Here is an 18,148-nt window from a genome sequence, read left to right on the forward strand (position 1 = left end):
CCTCATGCATGGCGGGTAGGGCGTCCTCCCAGCGGCTGGCCGCTAGGATCAAGTGCGGTGCCATGAAGAGCGGGACCTCATGAGCAATCAGCCAGCACAGTTGTCAAATCTCGTTTGCGGGTTCGCGAAACGAATCGTGGCAATATGCGGATTATTGACTTTAAATTCCGCCGCAATGGCTGAAGAGAACTGTGCAGGTGCTAATATATTGAGCGCTGACTGGGCATCAGATTGGAGCGGTAAAAATCTGGAAAATGTGTTGGCGTTGTATTCGTCGGATGCGATATTTCTGCCTAGCTCGCATGAGCGTTGGGCCGGTCTTACGGAAATTCGTCAGAACTTCGCGGCCCTGCAGGAAAAATTTGCACCTGACATTCATCTGAAGAGCCTTGTCTGCGAAGCGTCCGGTGATCTCGCTTACGATAGCGGGCAATACGAGGAAGTATTATTGCCAATAAAAGGTGGGTCTGTGATGCACTTCAGTGGTGATTACCTTTTCATTTTTCGGCGCGAGGCATCTGTGTGGAAAATTCTAGAGCAAATTTTCACGGTCTACGATCCGAAAAAGCTGTAATTTCGTGAACGGCTCCTGGCTTTAATAAAAAAGGTGATCGCCTCTTTTGATAAAGGGATTGCGCTTGCCGAACAGAACGGCAGTGCCAATCCGGAAACATTGCGCAAGCATCTCGCACGGCTGTCGTCGCAGGAGGTTCAAAGATAGCTGGCGCAATCGCGTCGCCATCAGCCTGCCGCCGGACCTGTCCTTCAATCCGTGGCTCGCGGCGGAATACAACCGCATCCGCGGACTTGGCCATCCCCAATGGGAAAAAGGAAAAGGCGGCGACGCTTCCCTGGGCGCCGCCGCCTTTTCCTTGTCGACGCCTCAGTGGTTGTCGCGCGGGATGCCGTTGGTCTGGGCCACGCGCTGGTACTTCACCGCCGGTTCCAGCACGGCGCCGTCGCCCAGCTGGCCGACCATGCCGCGCTGAATCTCCTGCCAGGGCGTCTGGCTGGCCGGGTACTGGTAGCCGCCGGCGGCTTCCAGGGCCTGGCGGCGGGCCGCCAGTTCAGCGTCGCTGATCAGGATGTTGGCGGTGCCGGCCTTGAGGTCGATGCGCACCCGGTCGCCCGTCCGCAGCAGGGCGATGGTGCCGCCGGCCGCCGCCTCCGGCGAGGCGTTCAGGATGGAGGGGGAGCCGGAGGTGCCGGACTGCCGGCCGTCGCCGATGCAGGGCAGGGCGGTGATGCCCTGCTTGATCAGGTAGGCGGGCGGCCGCATGTTCACCACCTCGGCCGCGCCGGGATAACCCACCGGGCCGGCGCCGCGCATGAACAGCAGGGTGTGGGCGTCGATGCCCAGGGCCGGGTCGTCGATGCGGTGGTGGTAATCCTCCGGCCCGTCGAACACCACGGCCCGGCCCTCGAAGGCTTCGGGGTCGTCGGGGTTGGACAGGTAGCGGTCGCGGAACTCATCCGAGATCACGCTGGTCTTCATGATGGCGTTGTCGAACAGATTGCCGCGCAGCACCAGGAAGCCGGCATCCTTCTTCAAGGGCTGGTCGAAGGGACGGATGACGTCGGGCAGCTTGATCTCGGCATCGCGGCAATTATCGCCGACGGTCTTGCCATTGGCGGTCAGCGCGCCTTCGTGGATCAGGCTTTGCTTCATCAGTTCCGCCACCACGGCCGGTACGCCACCGGCGTGGTGATAATCCTCACCCAGGTACTCGCCCGCCGGCTGCAGGTTCACCAGCAGCGGCACCTTGTGGCCATGGGTCTGCCAATCCTGCAGCTCCAGATCCACGCCGATGTGCCGGGCGATGGCCGCCAGGTGGATGGGGGCGTTGGTGGAACCGCCGATGGCGGAGTTCACCACGATGGCGTTCAGGAAGGCCTCGCGCGTCATGATATCCGACGGCTTCAGGTCCTCGTTCACCATTTCGACGATGCGCTTGCCCGTCTCATAGGCGATCTGCTGGCGCTCGCGGTAGGGGGCGGGTATGGCGGCGGAGCCCGGCAGCTGCATGCCCAGCACTTCGGCCAGGCTGTTCATGGTCGTGGCCGTGCCCATGGTGTTGCAATAGCCGGTCGAGGGGGCGGAGCTGGCCACCAGCTCGATGAACTTGCGCTGGTCGATCTCGCCCGCCGCCAGCATCTGGCGAGCCTTCCACACGATGGTGCCGGAACCGGTGCGCTCGCCATTGTGCCAGCCGTTCAGCATGGGGCCGACGGACAGAGCGATGGCCGGGATGTTGACCGTGGCGGCGGCCATCAGGCAGGCGGGCGTGGTCTTGTCGCAGCCGATGGTCAGCACGACGCCGTCCAGGGGGTAGCCGTGCAGCAGCTCCACCAGGCCCAGATAGGCCAGGTTGCGATCGAGGCCGGCCGTGGGACGCTTGCCGGTTTCCTGGATGGGGTGGACGGGGAATTCGATGGCGATGCCACCGGCCTGGCGGATGCCCTCGCGCAGGCGCTGGGCCAGCACCAGGTGGTGACGGTTGCAGGGGCTGAGGTCCGACCCCGTCTGGGCGATGCCAATGATGGGCATGCCCGACTGCAGCTCATCCAGGGTCAGGCCGTAGTTCAGGTAGCGCTCCAGATACAGCGCCGTCATGTCCGGGTTGTCGGGGTTATCGAACCAGGCGCGGGACCGCAGTTTGGGCTTGCCGTTGGAAGGGTCGGACGACGTCATTGCAGAGCTTTCTTCAGGAATGCGGTCAAGGCGTTGAATGGGAAGGCGAGGGTAACTTCAGGCGGCGTCGGGGTCGGGCAGGTCCAGCCGGCCGAACCCGGAATCGATGACGGCCAGCATGGCGTGCGCGGCGGCCGCGCTGTCGCCCGCCTCGATGGCGTCGGCGATGGCGGCGTGGCTGTCGACCACCTCCTGCTGCAGGGCGTTTTCATCCACGGGGGACGAGAGCGAGAACGAGGCCAGCAGCGCCGCCTCGATCACCGCCGCCAGCGACCGCATCATGGGATTGCCGGAGGCGGCGCTGACTGCCACGTGGAAGGCCAGATCCGCTTCCGCGAAGCTGCGGCGGTTGTGGCCCGGCTCTGCCATGCGGGCGACGGCGCGGCGCATGTCCGCCAGCTGTTCGGGCGTGCGGCGCTTGGCCGCCAGGGCGGCCGCGCGCGGCTCCACCGCGCTGCGCATCTCATAAAGGTGGCGGCGCATGGCGTCGTCCAGGCCCAAGCTCACGCGCCAGGACAAGAGGTCGGCATCGAAGAAGTTCCAATGCGTCGGGTCTTGCACCTTGGTGCCCACCCGCGTCTTGGAGACGACCAAGCCCTTGGCCGCCAGGGTCTTCATCACCTCCCGCAGCACGGTGCGGGAGATCTGGAAGCGGACCAGCAGGTCCGGTTCCGGCGGCAGGTTCACGCCCACGGGCAGGGCGCCGCTCAGGATCTCCATGCCCAGGGTGCGCACGATCTGTTCGTGGTGCGACAGGGGACGTTCAGGCGATGACCAGGTAGAGAGGGTCATGGGCGCGGGCTCGTGCGGGCGGGGGTCAGGGGGCGGATGGCGCGGCGGCGCCGGAGGAGGAGCGGGAAGGCGGGGTCGAGGCGGCCTGATTGGGCGTGTTGGGGGCCGCAGGACCCGCCCCCGACCGGCCATACCGGGCGGAGGCCACCAAAATCAAGCGTTGCACGGCGATGAACACGAAGAGCAGGGCGCCGATGGCGATTTTGGTCCACCAGCTGGACAGCGTGCCGTCGAAGGTGATCCAGGTCAGGATCAGCCCCTGGATCAGCACACCGATGAAGGAGCCGGCCACGCCGCCCACGCCGCCGGTCAGCAGCGTGCCGCCGATGACCACCGCCGCGATGGCGTCCAGCTCCACCCCAGTGCCCGTCAGGGCATAGCCGGACCGGGTGTAGAGGGAGAAGACGATGCCGGCCAGCGCCGCCATCAGGCTGCAGAAGGCGTGCGCCAGGATGGTGGTGCGCCCGGTGTTGATGCCCATCAACTGGGCGAAATGGCCGTTGCCGCCCAGGGCGAACACCCGGGCGCCAAAGCGCGTGCCGTGCAGCAGGATACCCCCGGCCAGGAAGGTCAGCAGCATGATGCCGGCCACCAGCGTCAGCCGTCCGCCCCCGGGCAGGGCCACGGCGGCCGCTGCCAGGGTGTCGTAGGCGGTGTTGTGGATGGGAATGGAATCGGTGCTGATCAGCAGGGCGCCGCCCCGGGCCAGGAACATGGCCGTCAGGGTGACGATGAAGGCCGGCGCCTTCAGGTAATGGATGGCGGCACCCACGCCGGCGCCGAACAGGCCGCCCAGCGCCAGCACCAGGGCGAAGGCCAGCGCCGGGGACAGGCCGGCACCCTCGATCAGGCGGGCCAGCGCCACCGTGGTCAAGCCCATGACGGCGCCCACCGACAGGTCGATGCCGCCGGCCACCACCACCACGGTCATGCCGACCGCCAGGATGCCCAGGAAGGCGTTGTCGGTCAGCAGGTTGCCCATGACGCGCAGGCCCAGCATGGCCGGATATTGCGCGGCGCAGACGGCATAGATCAGGACGAAGACCACCACCGTCGCCAGCAGCGGCAGGGTGCGGGTGTTCACGAAACGGCCCATCACGCCTGGGCCTCCTTATTCTTGAAGCGCCGCACCAGGGACTGGGCCAACGGCCGGAAGGCGGGGGATTGCTGGGTCAGCACGGCGGCGACCACCAGCGCCATCAGCACCAGGTTCAGCTCCGGCGGCAGGCCCGCCCGCAGGATGGCGGTGCGCATGGCCTGCAGGACCAGGGCGCCCAGGACGGAGCGGCCAATGCTGAACCGCCCGCCATACAGGCTGGTGCCGCCGATGACCACAGCCAGGATGGCGTCCAGCTCCAGCCACAGGCCGGCGTTGTTGGCGTCGGCCCCCTTGATGTCGGCCGTGGCGATCAGGCCGGCCAGCGCCGCCATCAGACCGGACCAGACATAGACGGCGCCCAGCACGAGGCTGGTATGGACGCCGGCCAGGCGGCTTGAGCGCGGATTGGTGCCCACCGCCTCGACGAACAGCCCCAGCGCGGTCGCCCGCACCAGCAGGCCGGTAAGGCCCGCGGCGGCCAGGGCCACCACCACCGGCAGGGGCAGGGCCGCCAGCGTCGCGCCGGCCACGGCGATCAGGTGCGGCTCGGTGAAGGTCAGGATGCGGCCCTCGGTGATCAGCTGGGCGATGCCGCGTCCGGCCACCATCAGGATCAGCGTGGCGACGATGGGCTGCAGGCGGAACACCGCGACCAGCAGCCCGTTCCACAGGCCGCAGACCAGGCCGGTGGCCAGCGCCGCCAGGATGGCCAGCGGCCAGGCCAGGCCGGCGTTCACGCCCGCCGCCGCGACGGCGCCGGATATCGCAATGATGACACCCACCGACAGATCGATGCCGCGCGTGGCGATGACCGGGGCCATGCCCACGGCCAGCAGCATGACGGGCGCCCCCCGGTTCAGGATGTCGATCAGGCCGCCGAACAGCCGCCCGTCCTGCAGGCGCAGATCCAGGAAGCCCGGTGCCACGAAGACATTGACCAGCAGGGCCAGCACCAGCAGCGCCAGCTGTGGCCGCGCGGCTTTCAGGCGGATCAGAATAAAGGCGCTCATGCCGCACCTTGGGTGTGATGGTCCGCCGCGATGGCGTTGACGATGGCGGCGGGGGTGATGGAGTCCCCCTCCAGCAGGCCGGCGGGGGCGCGATCGCGCATGACCAGCACCCGGTCGGAATAGGCCGCCACTTCCTCGATCTCGGACGAGATGACGTAGAGGGCCATGCCCCTGTCCCGCAGGTCCTCCAGCAGGCGCACGATTTCGGCATGGGCGCCCACGTCGATGCCGCGCGTGGGCTCATCCAGGATCAGCAGGCGGGGTTCGGTGGCCAGCCAGCGGGCCAGCAATGCCTTCTGCTGGTTGCCGCCCGACAGCAGCTGGATGGGCTTTTCCGCATCCGGTGTGCGGATATCCAGCAGCTTGATGTAGCGGTCGGCCAACTCATGCTGTTGCGCCGTGGACAGCCGTCGCCACCAGCCGCGCTTGGCCTGCAGGGCCAGCACGATGTTCTCGCGGATGCTGAGGCCGGCGACGATACCGTCCAGCTTGCGGTCCTCCGGACAGAAGCCAAAGCCCAGGCGGATGGCGTCGCGCGGGCTGCGCAGGGTGACGGGCTTGCCGTCCACCACCAGCTGGCCCTGATCCGCCGTTTCCACGCCGAACAGCAGCATGGCCGTTTCGGTGCGGCCGGAACCCAGCAGGCCCGCAGCCCCCAGCACGGCGCCGGCGTGCAATTCGGCGTCGAACGCCCCCACCAGCCGGCGGCGGCCCAGACCCTCCGCCCGCACCAGAGGGGCGCCGCTGGGTGCCGCCGTGGCGGGCCGGCGGCTCAGATGGCTTTCCGCCGTGGGCGCCTTGCCCAGCATCATGGCCACCAGGTCCAGACGGGGCAGGTCGGCGCTCGCCGCTCCCCCACCAAGCGGCCGTTGCGCAGCACGGTGATGCGGTCGGTCAAGGCATAGACCTGATCCAGGAAATGGGTGACGAAGACGATGGCCAGGCCCTGGTCGCGCAAGACGCGCAGCAGGGTGAACAGGGTCTGCACCTCCGCCGTGTCCAGGCTGGCGGTGGGCTCGTCCAGGATCAGCACCTTGGCCGACAGGTCGACGGCGCGGGCGATGGCGATCAGCTGTTGCACGGCGGTGGAGAAATCCGACAGCGGCCGGCTGGCGTCGATGGTGAGGCCGAAGCGGCGCAGCAAGGCGCCGCCTTCCCGATTCATGCGCGACCGGTGCACCAGGCCCCAGCGCGTGGGCTCCCGTCCCAGGTACAGGTTCTGCGCCACCGACAGGTTGGGCAGCAGCGTGATCTCCTGATAGACGGCGGCGATGCCGGCCTTCACCGCACCGCCGGGCCCGTCCGGGTCGATCGCCACGCCGTCCACGGTGATGGTGCCGCCGTCACGCGGCTGGGCCCCCGTCAGCAGGTTGATCAGGGTGGACTTGCCGGCGCCGTTCTCCCCCAGCAGGGCATGGATTTCCCCCGCGCGCAGGGTCAGGTCCACGCCGTCCAGGGCGCGCACGCCGGGGTATTGCCGGGTCAGGCCCCGGGCCGCCAGCACCACCGGGGGTGGGGTGACCGCCATCAGTACAGATCCTTGCGACGGGCGTATTCGGCGGCGGCGGTGTCGGGCTCATACAGCTTGGACGGCGTCTGCACCCACTTGGGCGGCGGGGCGTGGTCCTTGCGGTACGCCAGCAGGATGTCGTAGGCGCGCGGCGCCATGTCCGAGGCCAGTTCCACGGTGGCGTTGGCATCGCCATCGGCCATGGCCTTGAAGATGTCGGGCACGCCGTCGATGGACACGGTCAGGATGTCGGTGCCCGGCTTCAGGCCCGCTTCCTTGATGGCCTGGATGGCGCCGATCATCATGTCGTCGTTGTGGGAATAGACGGCGCAGATGCTGCCTGGCGCCTCGGCCTTCAGGAAGCCCTCCATGACCTCCTTGCCCTTGGCGCGGGTGAACTCGCCCGACTGGGTGCGCACCAGGTGCAGGTTGGGGGCGGTCGCGATGGCCTCCTCGAAACCCTTCTTGCGGTTGGCCACCAGGCTGGCGCCCACCGTGCCCTGGATTTCCACGATGCGGCAATCGCGGCCCTGCACCTTGCCCGCCAGCCAGCGGCCGGCCACACGCCCCTCCTCGATGGTGTCGGAGGTGACGGCCGTCAGGTAGAGGTCGACGTTGGGCGTGTCGATCTGCCGGTCCAGCAGGATGACGGGGATGTTGGCGGCCTTGGCCTCGCCCAGGACCTCGTCCCAGCCGCTGGAAACCACGGGGGCCAGCAGGATGGCGTCCACGCCCTGCGCAATAAAGGACCGCACGGCCTTGATCTGGTTTTCCTGGCGCTGCTGCGCGTCGGAGAATTTCAGGGTGATGCCCCGCTGCTCCGCCCCCTGGCGGGCCAGCTTGGTCTCCGCGGCGCGCCAGCCGGATTCCGACCCGATCTGGGAAAAGCCCACCGTCAGGCCCTTCTTGTCGCCGCTGTCGCATCCGGCCGCCAGGCTGCCCAGCAGCACCGCCGTTCCGATACCCAGCATCCGACGCGCCAGACCCTGGCGAGAGATTTTCCGGCTTCCCAGCAGCGTTTTCATATCCATCCCTGTCTCATGTTGACCCTGTCGGGGCCGTCCGCCGACTATCCTTATCCAGGAGATGGCGGCCGTTTGTTATGGGTCATATGATATTATTTATGGGGGCTACTCAAGCCCCTTTGCATCCCCGAACGTCGTCCCCGTGTGACGAAGTCGCTTGCCCCCGAAAAGGGCTTGGACTAGACAGAAATAGTATTATTAAATGAGCACGTCCAGCCCCCTGGTGCCGTCATCCCGGCCGGGCGGACCACAGTCACGCAAAACAATCGTCAGGGAAACACCCATGGTCCTGCGTCTCCTCCAATATGTCGACGCCACGGGCGCTCGTGCCGTCGCCGCCCGCCACGATGATGGCCCGGCGCACACGGTGCCGGGTGTCGCCAGCGTCTATGAGCTGGCGCAGCGGGCCATCGCTGCGGGCACGGGCTTGGCGGCGGTGGTCGAGGCGGCGGGCGTGGGCGGTACCGTGGACTTGGCCGCCTTGGTGGCCGAGGGCCGCCTGCTGGCGCCGCTGGACCATCCCGACACCGCGCACCTGCTGGTCACCGGCACGGGCCTGACCCACCTTGGGTCGGCGGAAGGCCGGGACAAGATGCACAAGGATCTGGCCGATCCCGCCAAGCAGACCAATTCGATGCGCATGTTCCGCCTGGGGCTGGAGGGCGGCAAGCCGGCCGCCGGGCAGGTGGGGGCGCAGCCGGAATGGTTCTTCAAGGGGGACGGCAGCATCGTCACGGCGCCCGAGGCGCCGCTGGCCTCCCCGGCCTTCGCGCTGGATGGCGGGGAGGAGCCGGAGATCGTGGGCCTCTACGTCATCGGGCCCGACGGCACGCCCTTCCGCCTGGGCTACGCCCTGGGCAACGAATTCTCCGACCATGTGACGGAGCGGCAGAACTATCTCTACCTGGCGCATTCCAAGCTGCGCCCCTGCTCCTTCGGGCCGGAACTACTGGTGGGGCCGCTGCCGGCCGACATCCGGGGGACGACGCGCATCGTCCGCGATGGCCAGGTGGCGTGGGAGAAGCCCTTCCTGTCGGGTGAGGCCAACATGTGCCACAGCCTGGCCAACCTGGAACACCATCACTTCAAGTACGCCGGCTTCCGCCGTGCTGGTGATGCCCACGCCCACTATTTCGGCACTGCCACGCTGTCGTTCAGCGATGGCTTCACCACCCGGCCGGGCGACCAGTTCGAGGTGGAGGCCGCACCCTTCGGCCTGCCCCTGCGCAACCCGCTGACGGTGAAGGAAGCGGAAGCGGTGACCGTGACGGCGCTGTAGCCCGCGACTGCGGGTGCCGGAGATTTCTGGGGAGCCGAAGGCGGACTGGAAATCGAGGACAAGCCAAGGCCACGGATGTGGCCGCCCGGCGCCTGAGGGGGCATTTGAGCGGTCACGATCAAATGCCGCACGTATAAGCGCCACGCCCGCGCACCGGCGCCCATCCTAAGCCGGATGGGTGATTTTTACGGCGACACCTTTGCAACCGCCCTTCCCACCTGGGGAGGGCGGCTTTTGGCGTTTGTCCGTCGTAAAACGACTTAACTATTTGAAGTAGCGCAAAGTTTGGTCGCCGCTGATGCGTCGGCGACACACTTTCGAATAAATCATACGATATACGATATAAGATATTTGACAGGTCCGTGGCATTTGCGGGACGGTTGTGCAGCGCGCACTAACGGGGGTGCGCGGTCTGGGAGATAAAAATGCAAGAGATTCATGCGAAGTCCGCCCCCGGGTCGGTGCTCCGCTCGGGCCGCGCGTCGGTCCTGGCGGCGGGGGCCGCCATGGTGGCATTGATGGTGGGTGGCCAGGCGCTGGCGCAGTCCGTCGACGATTTGCAGGAAATCGTCATCACCGGTTCGCGCATCAAGCAGGCGAACCTGACGACGGCCAGCCCCCTGACCACGGTGGGGTCGCAGGACCTGCAGTATCAGGGCACGACCAATATGGTGGATGCCCTGAACCGTCTGCCGCAGGTGACGGCCGACGCCAATGACAATGTGTCCAACGGTGCCGACGGCACCTCGCGCGTCAACCTGCGCAACCTGGGTTCCAACCGTAATCTGGTGCTGATCGACGGCCAGCGCATGCTGCCGCCGGAAACCTCCGACATCAACTTCATCCCCACCGCGATGGTGGACCGGGTGGACGTGGTCTCGGGCGGCGCCTCGGCGGTCTACGGTTCCGATGCCGTGTCAGGTGTCGTGAACTTCATCCTGCGCAAGAATCTGGACGGCGTGCGCGCCGACGTGCAGTACACCATCGCGCAACACGACAACGGCAACACCGCCCTGCGGTCCCTCAGCCAGGCCAAGAACTTCACCACCGCCCCCAGCGAGGTGTGGGATGGCATCAAGAAGGACGTCAGCGTCGCCGCCGGCACCAACTTCGACGGCAAGAAGGGCAACGTCACGCTGTTCGCCGGCTATCACTATTCCATGCCGGTGACGCAGAATAAGCGCGACTATTCCAACTGCGACCTGAACCTGAAGGACGCCAACACCTTCATCTGCGGCGGCTCCAGCAACAACGCCTATGGCCTGTTCTATCCGCTGAGCGGCCCCAACGCGAACACCACCCTGGTGAACGCCAAGGACGGCAGCAAGACCTGGGTGCCGTACAACAGCAGCTTCGCCTACAACTACACGCCCACCAACTACATCCAGCGCACCGACAAGCGCGAGACCGGCGGCCTGGCCGCCCACTATGAATTTGCCAAGGAAATCGAAGCCTACGGCAACTTCATGTACATGAACGACCACAGCTTCTCGCAGGCGGCACCGTCCGCCCTGTTCCAGGGCACGACGTTCAACATCAACTGCAACAACCCGCTGATGTCGTCGGCCCAGGCGTCCACGCTGTGCGGCGCCGACGCCGGCACCAACACCGACGCGCAGACCTTCATCGGTTACCGCCTGACCGGCCCCGGCAGCCAGCCGCGCCGCGACGACCTGCGCCACATCGACTACCGCTTCACCGGCGGCTTCCGCGGCGAGGTGTGGGACGGCTGGAGCTACGACGCCAACTTCCTGTGGTCCAAGGCCATCCTGAACGAGACCTACATGAACAACGTCGACAACACCAAGGCGCAGCGCGCCCTGGAGGTCGTCAACGTGAACGGCGTGCCCACCTGCAAGTCGGTGATCGACGGCACCGATCCGACCTGCGTGCCCATCAATGTCTTCCAGTACAACGGCATCAGCCAGGCCGGGTATACCTACCTTTACTCGCCCAGCCACACCCATGGCGCCCAGACGGAAAAGGTGGGCAGCCTGTCCATCAACGGCGATCTGGAGCAGTACGGGATCAAGAGCCCGTGGGCCAAGAAGGGTGCGGCCATCGCGCTGGGCTATGAACACCGCGAGGAAACACTGCTGTTCGAGGCGGACCAGGTGGCCCAGGCCAACGGCACCCTGCCGTCGCATGGCAGCCTGAGCGTGGACGAAGGCTACGGCGAACTGCAGTTCCCGATCATCCAGGACAAGCCCCTGGTCGAGGAACTGCTGTTCAACACCGGCTACCGCTACTCCAAGTACGACTACCTGGACGGCGGTGTCAGCACCTACAAGTTCGAGTTGCAGTACGCCCCGGTCAGCGATGTCCGCTTCCGCGGCAGCTACAACCGCGCCGTCCGCGCCGCCAGCATCTCCGAACTGTTCGCGCCGACCACGCTGGGCAACGTCGCGGCGGTGGATCCCTGCTCCGGCTCCAGCCCGACGGCTTCGGCGGCCCAGTGCGCCCTGACCGGCGTCACCTCGGCCCAGTACGGCCACATCGCCGACTGTCCCTCGGCCGTCTGCGTCACCCAGGGTGGCGGCAACAGCGCGCTGAAGCCGGAAACGGCGGACACCTTCACCGCCGGCGTGGTGCTGACCCCGACCTTCATTCCCAACTTCTCCGCCACGCTGGACTACTACAACATCAAGGTTGACGGCTACATCTCGGCGCTGGACGCCCAGACGGTCATCAACCAGTGCGTCCAGACCGCCAATCCGTACTTCTGCGGCCTGTTCCACCGCGCCAAGGGTTCGGGCGTGCTGTTCGGCACCGACGGCTACATCATCGCCGGCAACCAGAACACCGGTCACCTGCAGACCTCGGGCGTGGACATCGACGTGTCCTACAAGCTGGCCTTGGAAGACGTCGTCAACCGCAACTGGGGCGACCTGGACTTCAACCTGACGGGCAGCGTGCTGCTGACCCGTGAAACCCAGCCGCTGCCCAGCCTGGGCACCTATGACTGCACCGGTCTGTTCGGGCCGACCTGCGGCCAGCCCAACCCGCGGTGGCGCCACCAGTTGCGCACCACCTGGTCCAGCCCCTGGGTCCCGGCCACGGTGTCCCTGAACTGGCGCTTCATCGGCCCGACGTCGCTGTCCAGCAACACGGCCAACGACTTCCTGGCCTCCGACTTTGTCGGCATCAACGCCAAGCTGCCGTCGTACAGCTACTTCGACCTGGCGATGACCTACAAGATGACCGACTACCTGTCGCTGCGCGCGGGTGTGAACAACATCCTCGACCGCGACCCGCCGGCCATCGCCTCCAGCCTGCTCAGCAGCTTCGGCAACGGCAACACCTACCCGGGTGTCTACGACCCGCTGGGCCGCACCATTTTCGTCGGTGCGACGGTGGAGTTCTAAGGCCTGGGCCTGGAACGGAGATATCCCCGCCCGGGTGGTCCCGGGCGGGGTTTTTTGTTGGAAAGCGGGCCTTCCGCGCCACAAAATGTCGTTTGAAACGGCTAGGGCAGTTAAGGTGTTGACGCCCGCGCTGATCGGTGTCCAAACAGCTTCCAGCCGACAGGCGTCGCCCCAGGGCAAGGGGGCGGTGCCCCTCAGGGGAAAAGGTCGGCGGCGGGGGCTAAAACACGTTCTAGATGGGGACTGCTTTATGACGTTCTGGACGCGCCGTAAGGCGTTGGACGCTTTGGCGCACGTGGACCAAAGCCGGCAGTTGCGCAAGACCTTGAGCTGGCCGCACCTGGTGGCCCTGGGCATCGGCGGCATCATCGGCACGGGCATCTACACCCTGACCGGCATCGGTGCCGAGCGCGCTGGCCCCGCCGTCATCCTGGCCTTCGCCGCCTGCGGCATCCTCTGCGCCTTCGCGGCCCTGACCTACGCCGAAATGGCCACCATGATGCCGGCGGCCGGCAGCGCCTACACCTACACCTACTCGGTACTGGGCGAAGGGTTGGCCTGGATCATCGGCTGGTCCCTGGTGCTGGAGTATGCCGTCACCTGCAGTGCCGTGGCGGTGGGCTGGTCGGGCTATATGGTCGGTCTGCTGGAAAGCATGGGCATCCATCTGCCCAAGGACCTCATCGCGGGACCCTATGCCGGCGGCATCGTCAACCTGCCGGCCATCGTCATCACCGCGCTGGTCACGGCCCTGCTGGCCAAGGGCGCCAAGGAAAGCGCCACGGTCAACATCGCCCTGGTCGCCATCAAGATCATCGCCCTGGCGGTGTTCGTGGGCCTGACGGTGTTCAGCCTGGTGCCGGAAAACTTCACCCCGTTCATGCCCTATGGCTTCGTCTCCCACATGGACGACGCCGGCCATGTGCGCGGCGTGATGGCGGCGGCGGCCATCGTCTTCTTCGCCTTCTTTGGCTTCGACGCCGTGTCTACCTCGGCGGAAGAGGTGAAGAATCCCGGCCGCGACCTGACCATCGGCATCCTGGGCTCCATGGTCATCTCCACCATCATCTATATGATCGTGGCCGCCTGCGCCGTGGGCGCCTGGCCCTTCGCCGAGTTCGCCGCCAGTGGCGAGCCGCTGGCCTTCATCCTGCGCAGCCTGAATCATCCTGGCGCTGCCTGGGCCATCGGGGCTGCCGCCATCGTGGCCCTGCCCAGCGTCATCCTGGTGATGATGTTCGGCCAAACCCGCGTGTTCTTCGTCATGTCGCGTGACGGCCTGCTGCCCCGCGGCCTCAGCGATCTGGGCCCCGACCGCCGCTCGCCGGTGAAGGTGACCCTGCTGGTCGGTCTGTTCGTGGCCCTGTTCGGCGGCTTCCTGCCGCTGGCCACCATCGCGGAGCTATCCAACGCCGGCACGCTGGCGGCCTTCATCTCCGTCTCGGTCTGCGTCATGGTCCTGCGCGTGACGAAGCCGGACATGCCGCGCCTGTTCCGCTGCCCCGCCGTCTGGGTGGTGGCCCCGCTGGCGGTCATCGGCTGCCTCTACTTCCTGTACTCCCTGCCCGGCACCACGCTGCGCAACTTCGCCATCTGGCACGTGATCGGCCTGGTGATCTACCTGGGCTACAGCCGCCGGGCCAGCCTGCTGAACAAGACTGTGTAAGGCGCTGCCCCGTAAACGAAAAGGCCGTCAACCCCCGGGGCGGCGGCCTTTTTCTTTGTCGACTGGCGCCCTTATTTCCGCCGCGCCTCGCCCCAGGCCTTGGCCTGTTTGATGTAGTCCGCCATGGCGGCGCGTTCCTTGGTGAAGGTGTCGTCGACGACGGTGATGGTGGGGATGGCGCGCTGGTGGGGCGGGATCTCGGGCTTGTAGGTGCCGAAGCCCGCCTCGTGCACGCCGGTGCTGCCCCGGCCGGGGGCCGGGCGGCTGAGATGCTGATAGCTGCGCACGTGACCGTCGTAGGCGGCCGGGGCCAGGGCGTAGCGCGTCACATGGCTCATGGGGATGAAGGCCATCTGCGCGTCGTACAGCATCTCCCCCACCGGCGGGATGCCGGGGTGGCGCTGAGCCAGATCCTGCACCAGCAGGCGCGTGCCCTCATGCATGTCGGCCTTGGTGTTGTTGATGGCCGCACCGGCGATGTCCAGGAAATAGCCGTCCACGCCGAACTGCCGGATGGTGGCGGAGATGCGCTCCCCCAACCAGCGGCGCCAGGAGTCCACGCCCAGGTTCATGAAGGGCATCCAGCCCTCGCCGGACCGGTCGTTGTCCCAGTCCACCCAGTTCAGGTCGAAGGAATCGCCGTCCACCCGCTCCGTCGTGGCGTCGGCGAACAGCTTGAACTCCTCCCACACCTTGTTGGCGCTGTTGGTGCCGAACATGGGAACGATACGGAAGCCCAGCTTCTGCGCCTGGGTGACCAGGCGCTTGAAGCCCTCCGCCCCGCCCATGCGCGGGTCGGGCTGGTACAGGGGGTAATTCCAGTAATAGCGGCCGTCCCAGGCCGGCAGGAACACCATGACGCGCTTCGGGTCGATCTGCGTGGCGGCCCAGCGCAGGATCTCCAGGATGCGGGCATAGTCGTTGAAGATGTAGCCGGTCCAATGCGCGCCGTGGATGCTCAGTACCAGGTCGACCTCCCGCATCCAGGCGGGCATGTCCGGCCGGGTGGCCAGCGGCGGGATGCCGTAGGTCTTTTCCACATGGGCGAAGTGGGGGGCGACGGCGGCCGCGTAATCCGCCGCAGGGCCCACCCGCCACGGCGGGGTCGCCAGGCTGGTGGCTTTGGCCCAACCCTCGCCCTCATGGATCAGCTCGATGCGATAGCCATCCGGCCCCGGCTGGAAGAAGAAGCGGCAGGTGCGCACTGCCGTCTGCCGCGCCGACAGGGCGAAGTGACGGCCATCGGCGGCCTTCAGCACGGCCAGGGGTGTCGCCACCCCATGGAAGAAGTTGGGATATTCGAAGACCTTCTCGTCATCCTTCAAATCGGTGAAATCCTGGCCGGAGACGGAGATTTCACCGCGCGGCAGGCCGCGTACCACGGTGGTGATGGACTTCACCGGGTGTTGGGCCTCGGCCTTGGCCGTCCATTGCACCGTGCCGTCCGCCTCTACCGTGAATTCGGCCACCAGCGTGCCCGGCGCCTTCTCCTGCCCGCCGGCCCACAGCAGGCCGTCGCAGGTCAGGATGGTGCGGTTACCGTCGCGCACCACGCGCGTCACCGTGGGGTCGATGGCGTAGGCGTTCTCATACGTCTGTACCCGGAAGCCCATCAGCAAAGGGCCCACCTGCACCGACGCTTCGGGGAAATCGAAGCTGAACTGCAGCACCGCCTCGCCTCTGGCCGGGGTGTAGACGCCGCTGCGCGAGGTCAGCAGCTGCAAGTCCGGGCTGGGCGTGCCGGACGCCGCTGCCGCCGGGGCGGTGGCGGCCAGCGCCGCGGCGGTGCCGGCGCCGCTGGCCAGGAAGGCGCGGCGGGTCACTGGATGGGGCACGGATGACGTCTCCTGTTCCTGCTTATTCTTTTCCGGCGGTGGCCGGCCCGCGAATGGTTTACAACCTCGCTGCCGCCGGATAGTACTATTATACGACTTAAAAATACCACAGGGAGTGCCTCCAGGAATGATCCGTGCTCTTCGCCCCGCCGGGCGCCTCGCCGCCGCCGTCCTGCTGGCGGGCACCGCTCTGGGCGGTACGACGGCCTTCGCCGCCGCCCCCTCGGCCACGGTGACCGTTCAGGCCGACCATCCCGGCCCGGTCATCGCCAAGGAGATCTATGGCCAGTTTGCGGAGCATCTGGGCACGCAGATCTACGGCGGCATCTGGGTGGGGCCCGACAGCCCCATCCCCAACATCCACGGTTACCGCAAGGACGTGGTGGAGGCGCTGAAGGCCCTGCATGTGCCGGTGGTGCGCTGGCCCGGCGGCTGCTTCGCCGACGAATACCATTGGCGCGACGGCATCGGCCCCAAGGAGCGCCGCCCCGTCATCGTGAACACCAACTGGGGCGGGGTGGAAGAGAACAACGCCTTCGGCACCCATGAATTCATGGACTTCTCGGAGCTGATCGGCGCCGGCACCTACGTCAACGGCAACCTGGGCAGCGGCAGCGTGCGCGAGATGGCCGACTGGGTCGCCTACATGACGGCGGACAACCACGGCAGCCTGGTGCAGGAACGGCGCGCCAACGGCCGCGACAAGGCCTGGACGCTGAACTGGTTCGCCGTGGGCAACGAGGTCTGGGGCTGCGGCGGCAACATGACGGCGGATTACTACGCCGACCTGCTGCGCCAGACCCGCACCTTCCTGAAGCCGGGCGCCGGCCAGCCGACGAAGTTCATCGCCGTGGGTCCCAGCGATGACGACACCGCCTGGACCGAGACCATCATGGCGCGGGCGGCCAAGGAAATCGACGCGCTGTCCATGCACTATTACGACGTGGCCTCGCTGAACAGCGTGCCGAAGGGCACCTGGAAGGTGAAGGGCTCCGCCACCGACTTCAATGAGACCGAATGGTTCGCCAGCATCTTCGGCGCCTACCAGATCGGCACCTATATCAGCCACCACAGCGCCATCATGGACAAGTACGATCCGGAGAAGCGGGTCGCCCTGGTGGTGGACGAATGGGGCACCTGGCACGACCCGACGCCGGGCAGCAACCCCGGCTTCCTGCAGCAGCAGAACACCCTGCGCGACGCGGTGGTGGCGGCGATCAGCCTGAACATCTTCCATGCCCATGCCGACCGCGTGCGCATGGCCAACATCGCCCAGATGGTCAACGTGCTGCAGGCCATGATCCTGACCGACGGGCCGCGCATGGTGCTGACGCCCACCTACCATGTCTTCGACATGTACAAGGGCTTCCAGGGCGCCACCAGCCTGCCCGTTGCGGTGACGGGGCCGGATTACAGCCAGGGCGGCCGCACCGTCCCCGCCGTCAGCGCCTCGGCCGGCCGGGGCACGGACAGTGTCACCCGCCTGGCCCTGACCAACGTCGACCCCAACAAGGCGGCCCCCGTGCAGGTGACCTTGGCCGGGTTGAAGGCGGGCAAGGTCACCGGCCGCATCCTGACCGGCCCGGCCATGAACAGCCTGAACAGCTTCGACCATCCCCAGGCCATCGTGCCGACGGCCTTCAGCGATGCCACCGTGTCGGGTGAGACAGTCAGCCTGACCCTGCCGGCCAAGTCGGTGGTCGTTCTGGAACTGAAATGACCAAGCCGTGCCCTTGGGCGTGTTCTTGAGCGTGTCCTTGGCGTCCTGGCCGGTGTCCTTCTCACCGGCCAGGCGTGGGGCGCTGACCTGATGGGCGACTGGGCCTTCCCTCGCTTTACCAGGATGGTCTTCCGCCGCGATGCGTTCGGCCTGTG

General features: G+C 66.7%; 13 protein-coding genes. 5 read left to right on the forward strand and 8 right to left on the reverse strand.

What is annotated here, in order from left to right:
• The first annotated feature begins 79 nt into the window (after positions 1–79).
• Positions 80–574, forward strand: coding sequence for a YybH family protein (locus UAA55_RS15430; RefSeq protein WP_322953803.1), 495 nt, complete (start codon positions 80–82; stop codon positions 572–574).
• Positions 575–883: 309 nt separating this feature from the next.
• Here UAA55_RS15430 and UAA55_RS15435 read toward each other — a convergent pair whose 3' ends face one another.
• From UAA55_RS15435 to UAA55_RS15465, 7 genes are read right to left on the reverse strand one after another with little or no spacing between them, the layout of a single operon-like run.
• Positions 884–2,692, reverse strand: coding sequence for an IlvD/Edd family dehydratase (locus tag UAA55_RS15435; RefSeq protein WP_322953804.1), 1,809 nt, complete (start codon positions 2,690–2,692; stop codon positions 884–886).
• 57 nt (positions 2,693–2,749) lie between these two features.
• Positions 2,750–3,484, reverse strand: a complete 735-nt coding sequence (locus tag UAA55_RS15440) for a FadR/GntR family transcriptional regulator (RefSeq protein WP_322953806.1) — start codon at positions 3,482–3,484, stop codon at positions 2,750–2,752.
• Between the two features lie 25 nt (positions 3,485–3,509).
• Positions 3,510–4,580 (reverse strand): galactofuranose ABC transporter, permease protein YjfF, encoded by a 1,071-nt coding sequence (gene yjfF, locus UAA55_RS15445; RefSeq protein WP_322953807.1) that lies wholly within the window; start codon positions 4,578–4,580, stop codon positions 3,510–3,512.
• Positions 4,580–5,593 (reverse strand): ABC transporter permease, encoded by a 1,014-nt coding sequence (locus UAA55_RS15450; protein ID WP_322953808.1) that lies wholly within the window; start codon positions 5,591–5,593, stop codon positions 4,580–4,582. The genes yjfF and UAA55_RS15450 overlap by 1 nt, the downstream gene beginning before the upstream one ends.
• Positions 5,590–6,405 (reverse strand): ATP-binding cassette domain-containing protein, encoded by an 816-nt coding sequence (locus UAA55_RS15455; protein ID WP_322953809.1) that lies wholly within the window; start codon positions 6,403–6,405, stop codon positions 5,590–5,592. The genes UAA55_RS15450 and UAA55_RS15455 overlap by 4 nt, the downstream gene beginning before the upstream one ends.
• Positions 6,402–7,121: an ATP-binding cassette domain-containing protein gene (locus UAA55_RS15460; RefSeq protein WP_322953810.1), complete on the reverse strand. Its 720-nt coding sequence runs from the start codon at positions 7,119–7,121 to the stop codon at positions 6,402–6,404. The genes UAA55_RS15455 and UAA55_RS15460 overlap by 4 nt, the downstream gene beginning before the upstream one ends.
• On the reverse strand, positions 7,121–8,074 hold the full coding sequence (locus tag UAA55_RS15465) for an ABC transporter substrate-binding protein (protein WP_322953811.1): 954 nt from the start codon (positions 8,072–8,074) through the stop codon (positions 7,121–7,123). Before UAA55_RS15465 ends, UAA55_RS15460 begins: the two co-directional genes overlap by 1 nt.
• A 337-nt stretch (positions 8,075–8,411) precedes the next feature.
• Here UAA55_RS15465 and araD1 point away from each other — a divergent pair, with 337 nt between their 5' ends.
• The 3 genes from araD1 to UAA55_RS15480 all read left to right on the forward strand — a co-directional run bounded on the left by araD1 (position 8,412) and on the right by UAA55_RS15480 (position 14,438).
• Entirely contained in the window at positions 8,412–9,407 is a 996-nt protein-coding gene (gene araD1 / locus UAA55_RS15470) for an AraD1 family protein (protein ID WP_322953812.1), read from the forward strand.
• A 425-nt stretch (positions 9,408–9,832) separates the two neighbouring features.
• Entirely contained in the window at positions 9,833–12,772 is a 2,940-nt protein-coding gene (locus UAA55_RS15475; protein ID WP_322953814.1) for a TonB-dependent receptor domain-containing protein, read from the forward strand.
• A gap of 250 nt (positions 12,773–13,022) precedes the next feature.
• The gene (locus UAA55_RS15480; RefSeq protein WP_145615147.1) at positions 13,023–14,438 is read left to right on the forward strand and encodes an amino acid permease; all 1,416 of its coding nucleotides are present in this window, start codon (positions 13,023–13,025) and stop codon (positions 14,436–14,438) included.
• 71 nt (positions 14,439–14,509) lie between these two features.
• On the opposite strand, the gene UAA55_RS15485 is transcribed toward UAA55_RS15480, so the two are convergent.
• The gene (locus UAA55_RS15485; RefSeq protein WP_322953816.1) at positions 14,510–16,273 is read right to left on the reverse strand and encodes an alpha-amylase family protein; all 1,764 of its coding nucleotides are present in this window, start codon (positions 16,271–16,273) and stop codon (positions 14,510–14,512) included.
• A 127-nt stretch (positions 16,274–16,400) separates the two neighbouring features.
• On the opposite strand from UAA55_RS15485, the gene UAA55_RS15490 reads away from it, so the two are divergent.
• Entirely contained in the window at positions 16,401–17,993 is a 1,593-nt protein-coding gene (locus tag UAA55_RS15490; RefSeq protein ID WP_322953818.1) for an alpha-N-arabinofuranosidase, read from the forward strand.
• The last annotated feature ends 155 nt before the right edge of the window (positions 17,994–18,148 follow it).

Origin of the sequence: Nitrospirillum guanabarense (genome assembly GCF_034653355.1) — a bacterium.
Lineage (GTDB): Bacteria > Pseudomonadota > Alphaproteobacteria > Azospirillales > Azospirillaceae > Nitrospirillum.

Bases quoted from the DNA above. Each gene is read 5' to 3' on its own strand.
- UAA55_RS15480 (WP_145615147.1), top strand. From the start codon at position 13,023: ATGACGTTCTGGACGCGCCGTAAGGCGTTGGACGCTTTGGCGCACGTG.
- UAA55_RS15430 (WP_322953803.1), top strand. From the start codon at position 80: ATGAGCAATCAGCCAGCACAGTTGTCAAATCTCGTTTGCGGGTTCGCG.
- yjfF (WP_322953807.1), bottom strand. From the start codon at position 4,580: ATGGGCCGTTTCGTGAACACCCGCACCCTGCCGCTGCTGGCGACGGTG.
- UAA55_RS15435 (WP_322953804.1), bottom strand. From the start codon at position 2,692: ATGACGTCGTCCGACCCTTCCAACGGCAAGCCCAAACTGCGGTCCCGC.
- UAA55_RS15450 (WP_322953808.1), bottom strand. From the start codon at position 5,593: ATGAGCGCCTTTATTCTGATCCGCCTGAAAGCCGCGCGGCCACAGCTG.
- araD1 (WP_322953812.1), top strand. From the start codon at position 8,412: ATGGTCCTGCGTCTCCTCCAATATGTCGACGCCACGGGCGCTCGTGCC.
- UAA55_RS15465 (WP_322953811.1), bottom strand. From the start codon at position 8,074: ATGCTGGGTATCGGAACGGCGGTGCTGCTGGGCAGCCTGGCGGCCGGA.
- UAA55_RS15440 (WP_322953806.1), bottom strand. From the start codon at position 3,484: ATGACCCTCTCTACCTGGTCATCGCCTGAACGTCCCCTGTCGCACCAC.
- UAA55_RS15460 (WP_322953810.1), bottom strand. From the start codon at position 7,121: ATGGCGGTCACCCCACCCCCGGTGGTGCTGGCGGCCCGGGGCCTGACC.
- UAA55_RS15490 (WP_322953818.1), top strand. From the start codon at position 16,401: ATGATCCGTGCTCTTCGCCCCGCCGGGCGCCTCGCCGCCGCCGTCCTG.
- UAA55_RS15455 (WP_322953809.1), bottom strand. From the start codon at position 6,405: ATGATGCTGGGCAAGGCGCCCACGGCGGAAAGCCATCTGAGCCGCCGG.
- UAA55_RS15475 (WP_322953814.1), top strand. From the start codon at position 9,833: ATGCAAGAGATTCATGCGAAGTCCGCCCCCGGGTCGGTGCTCCGCTCG.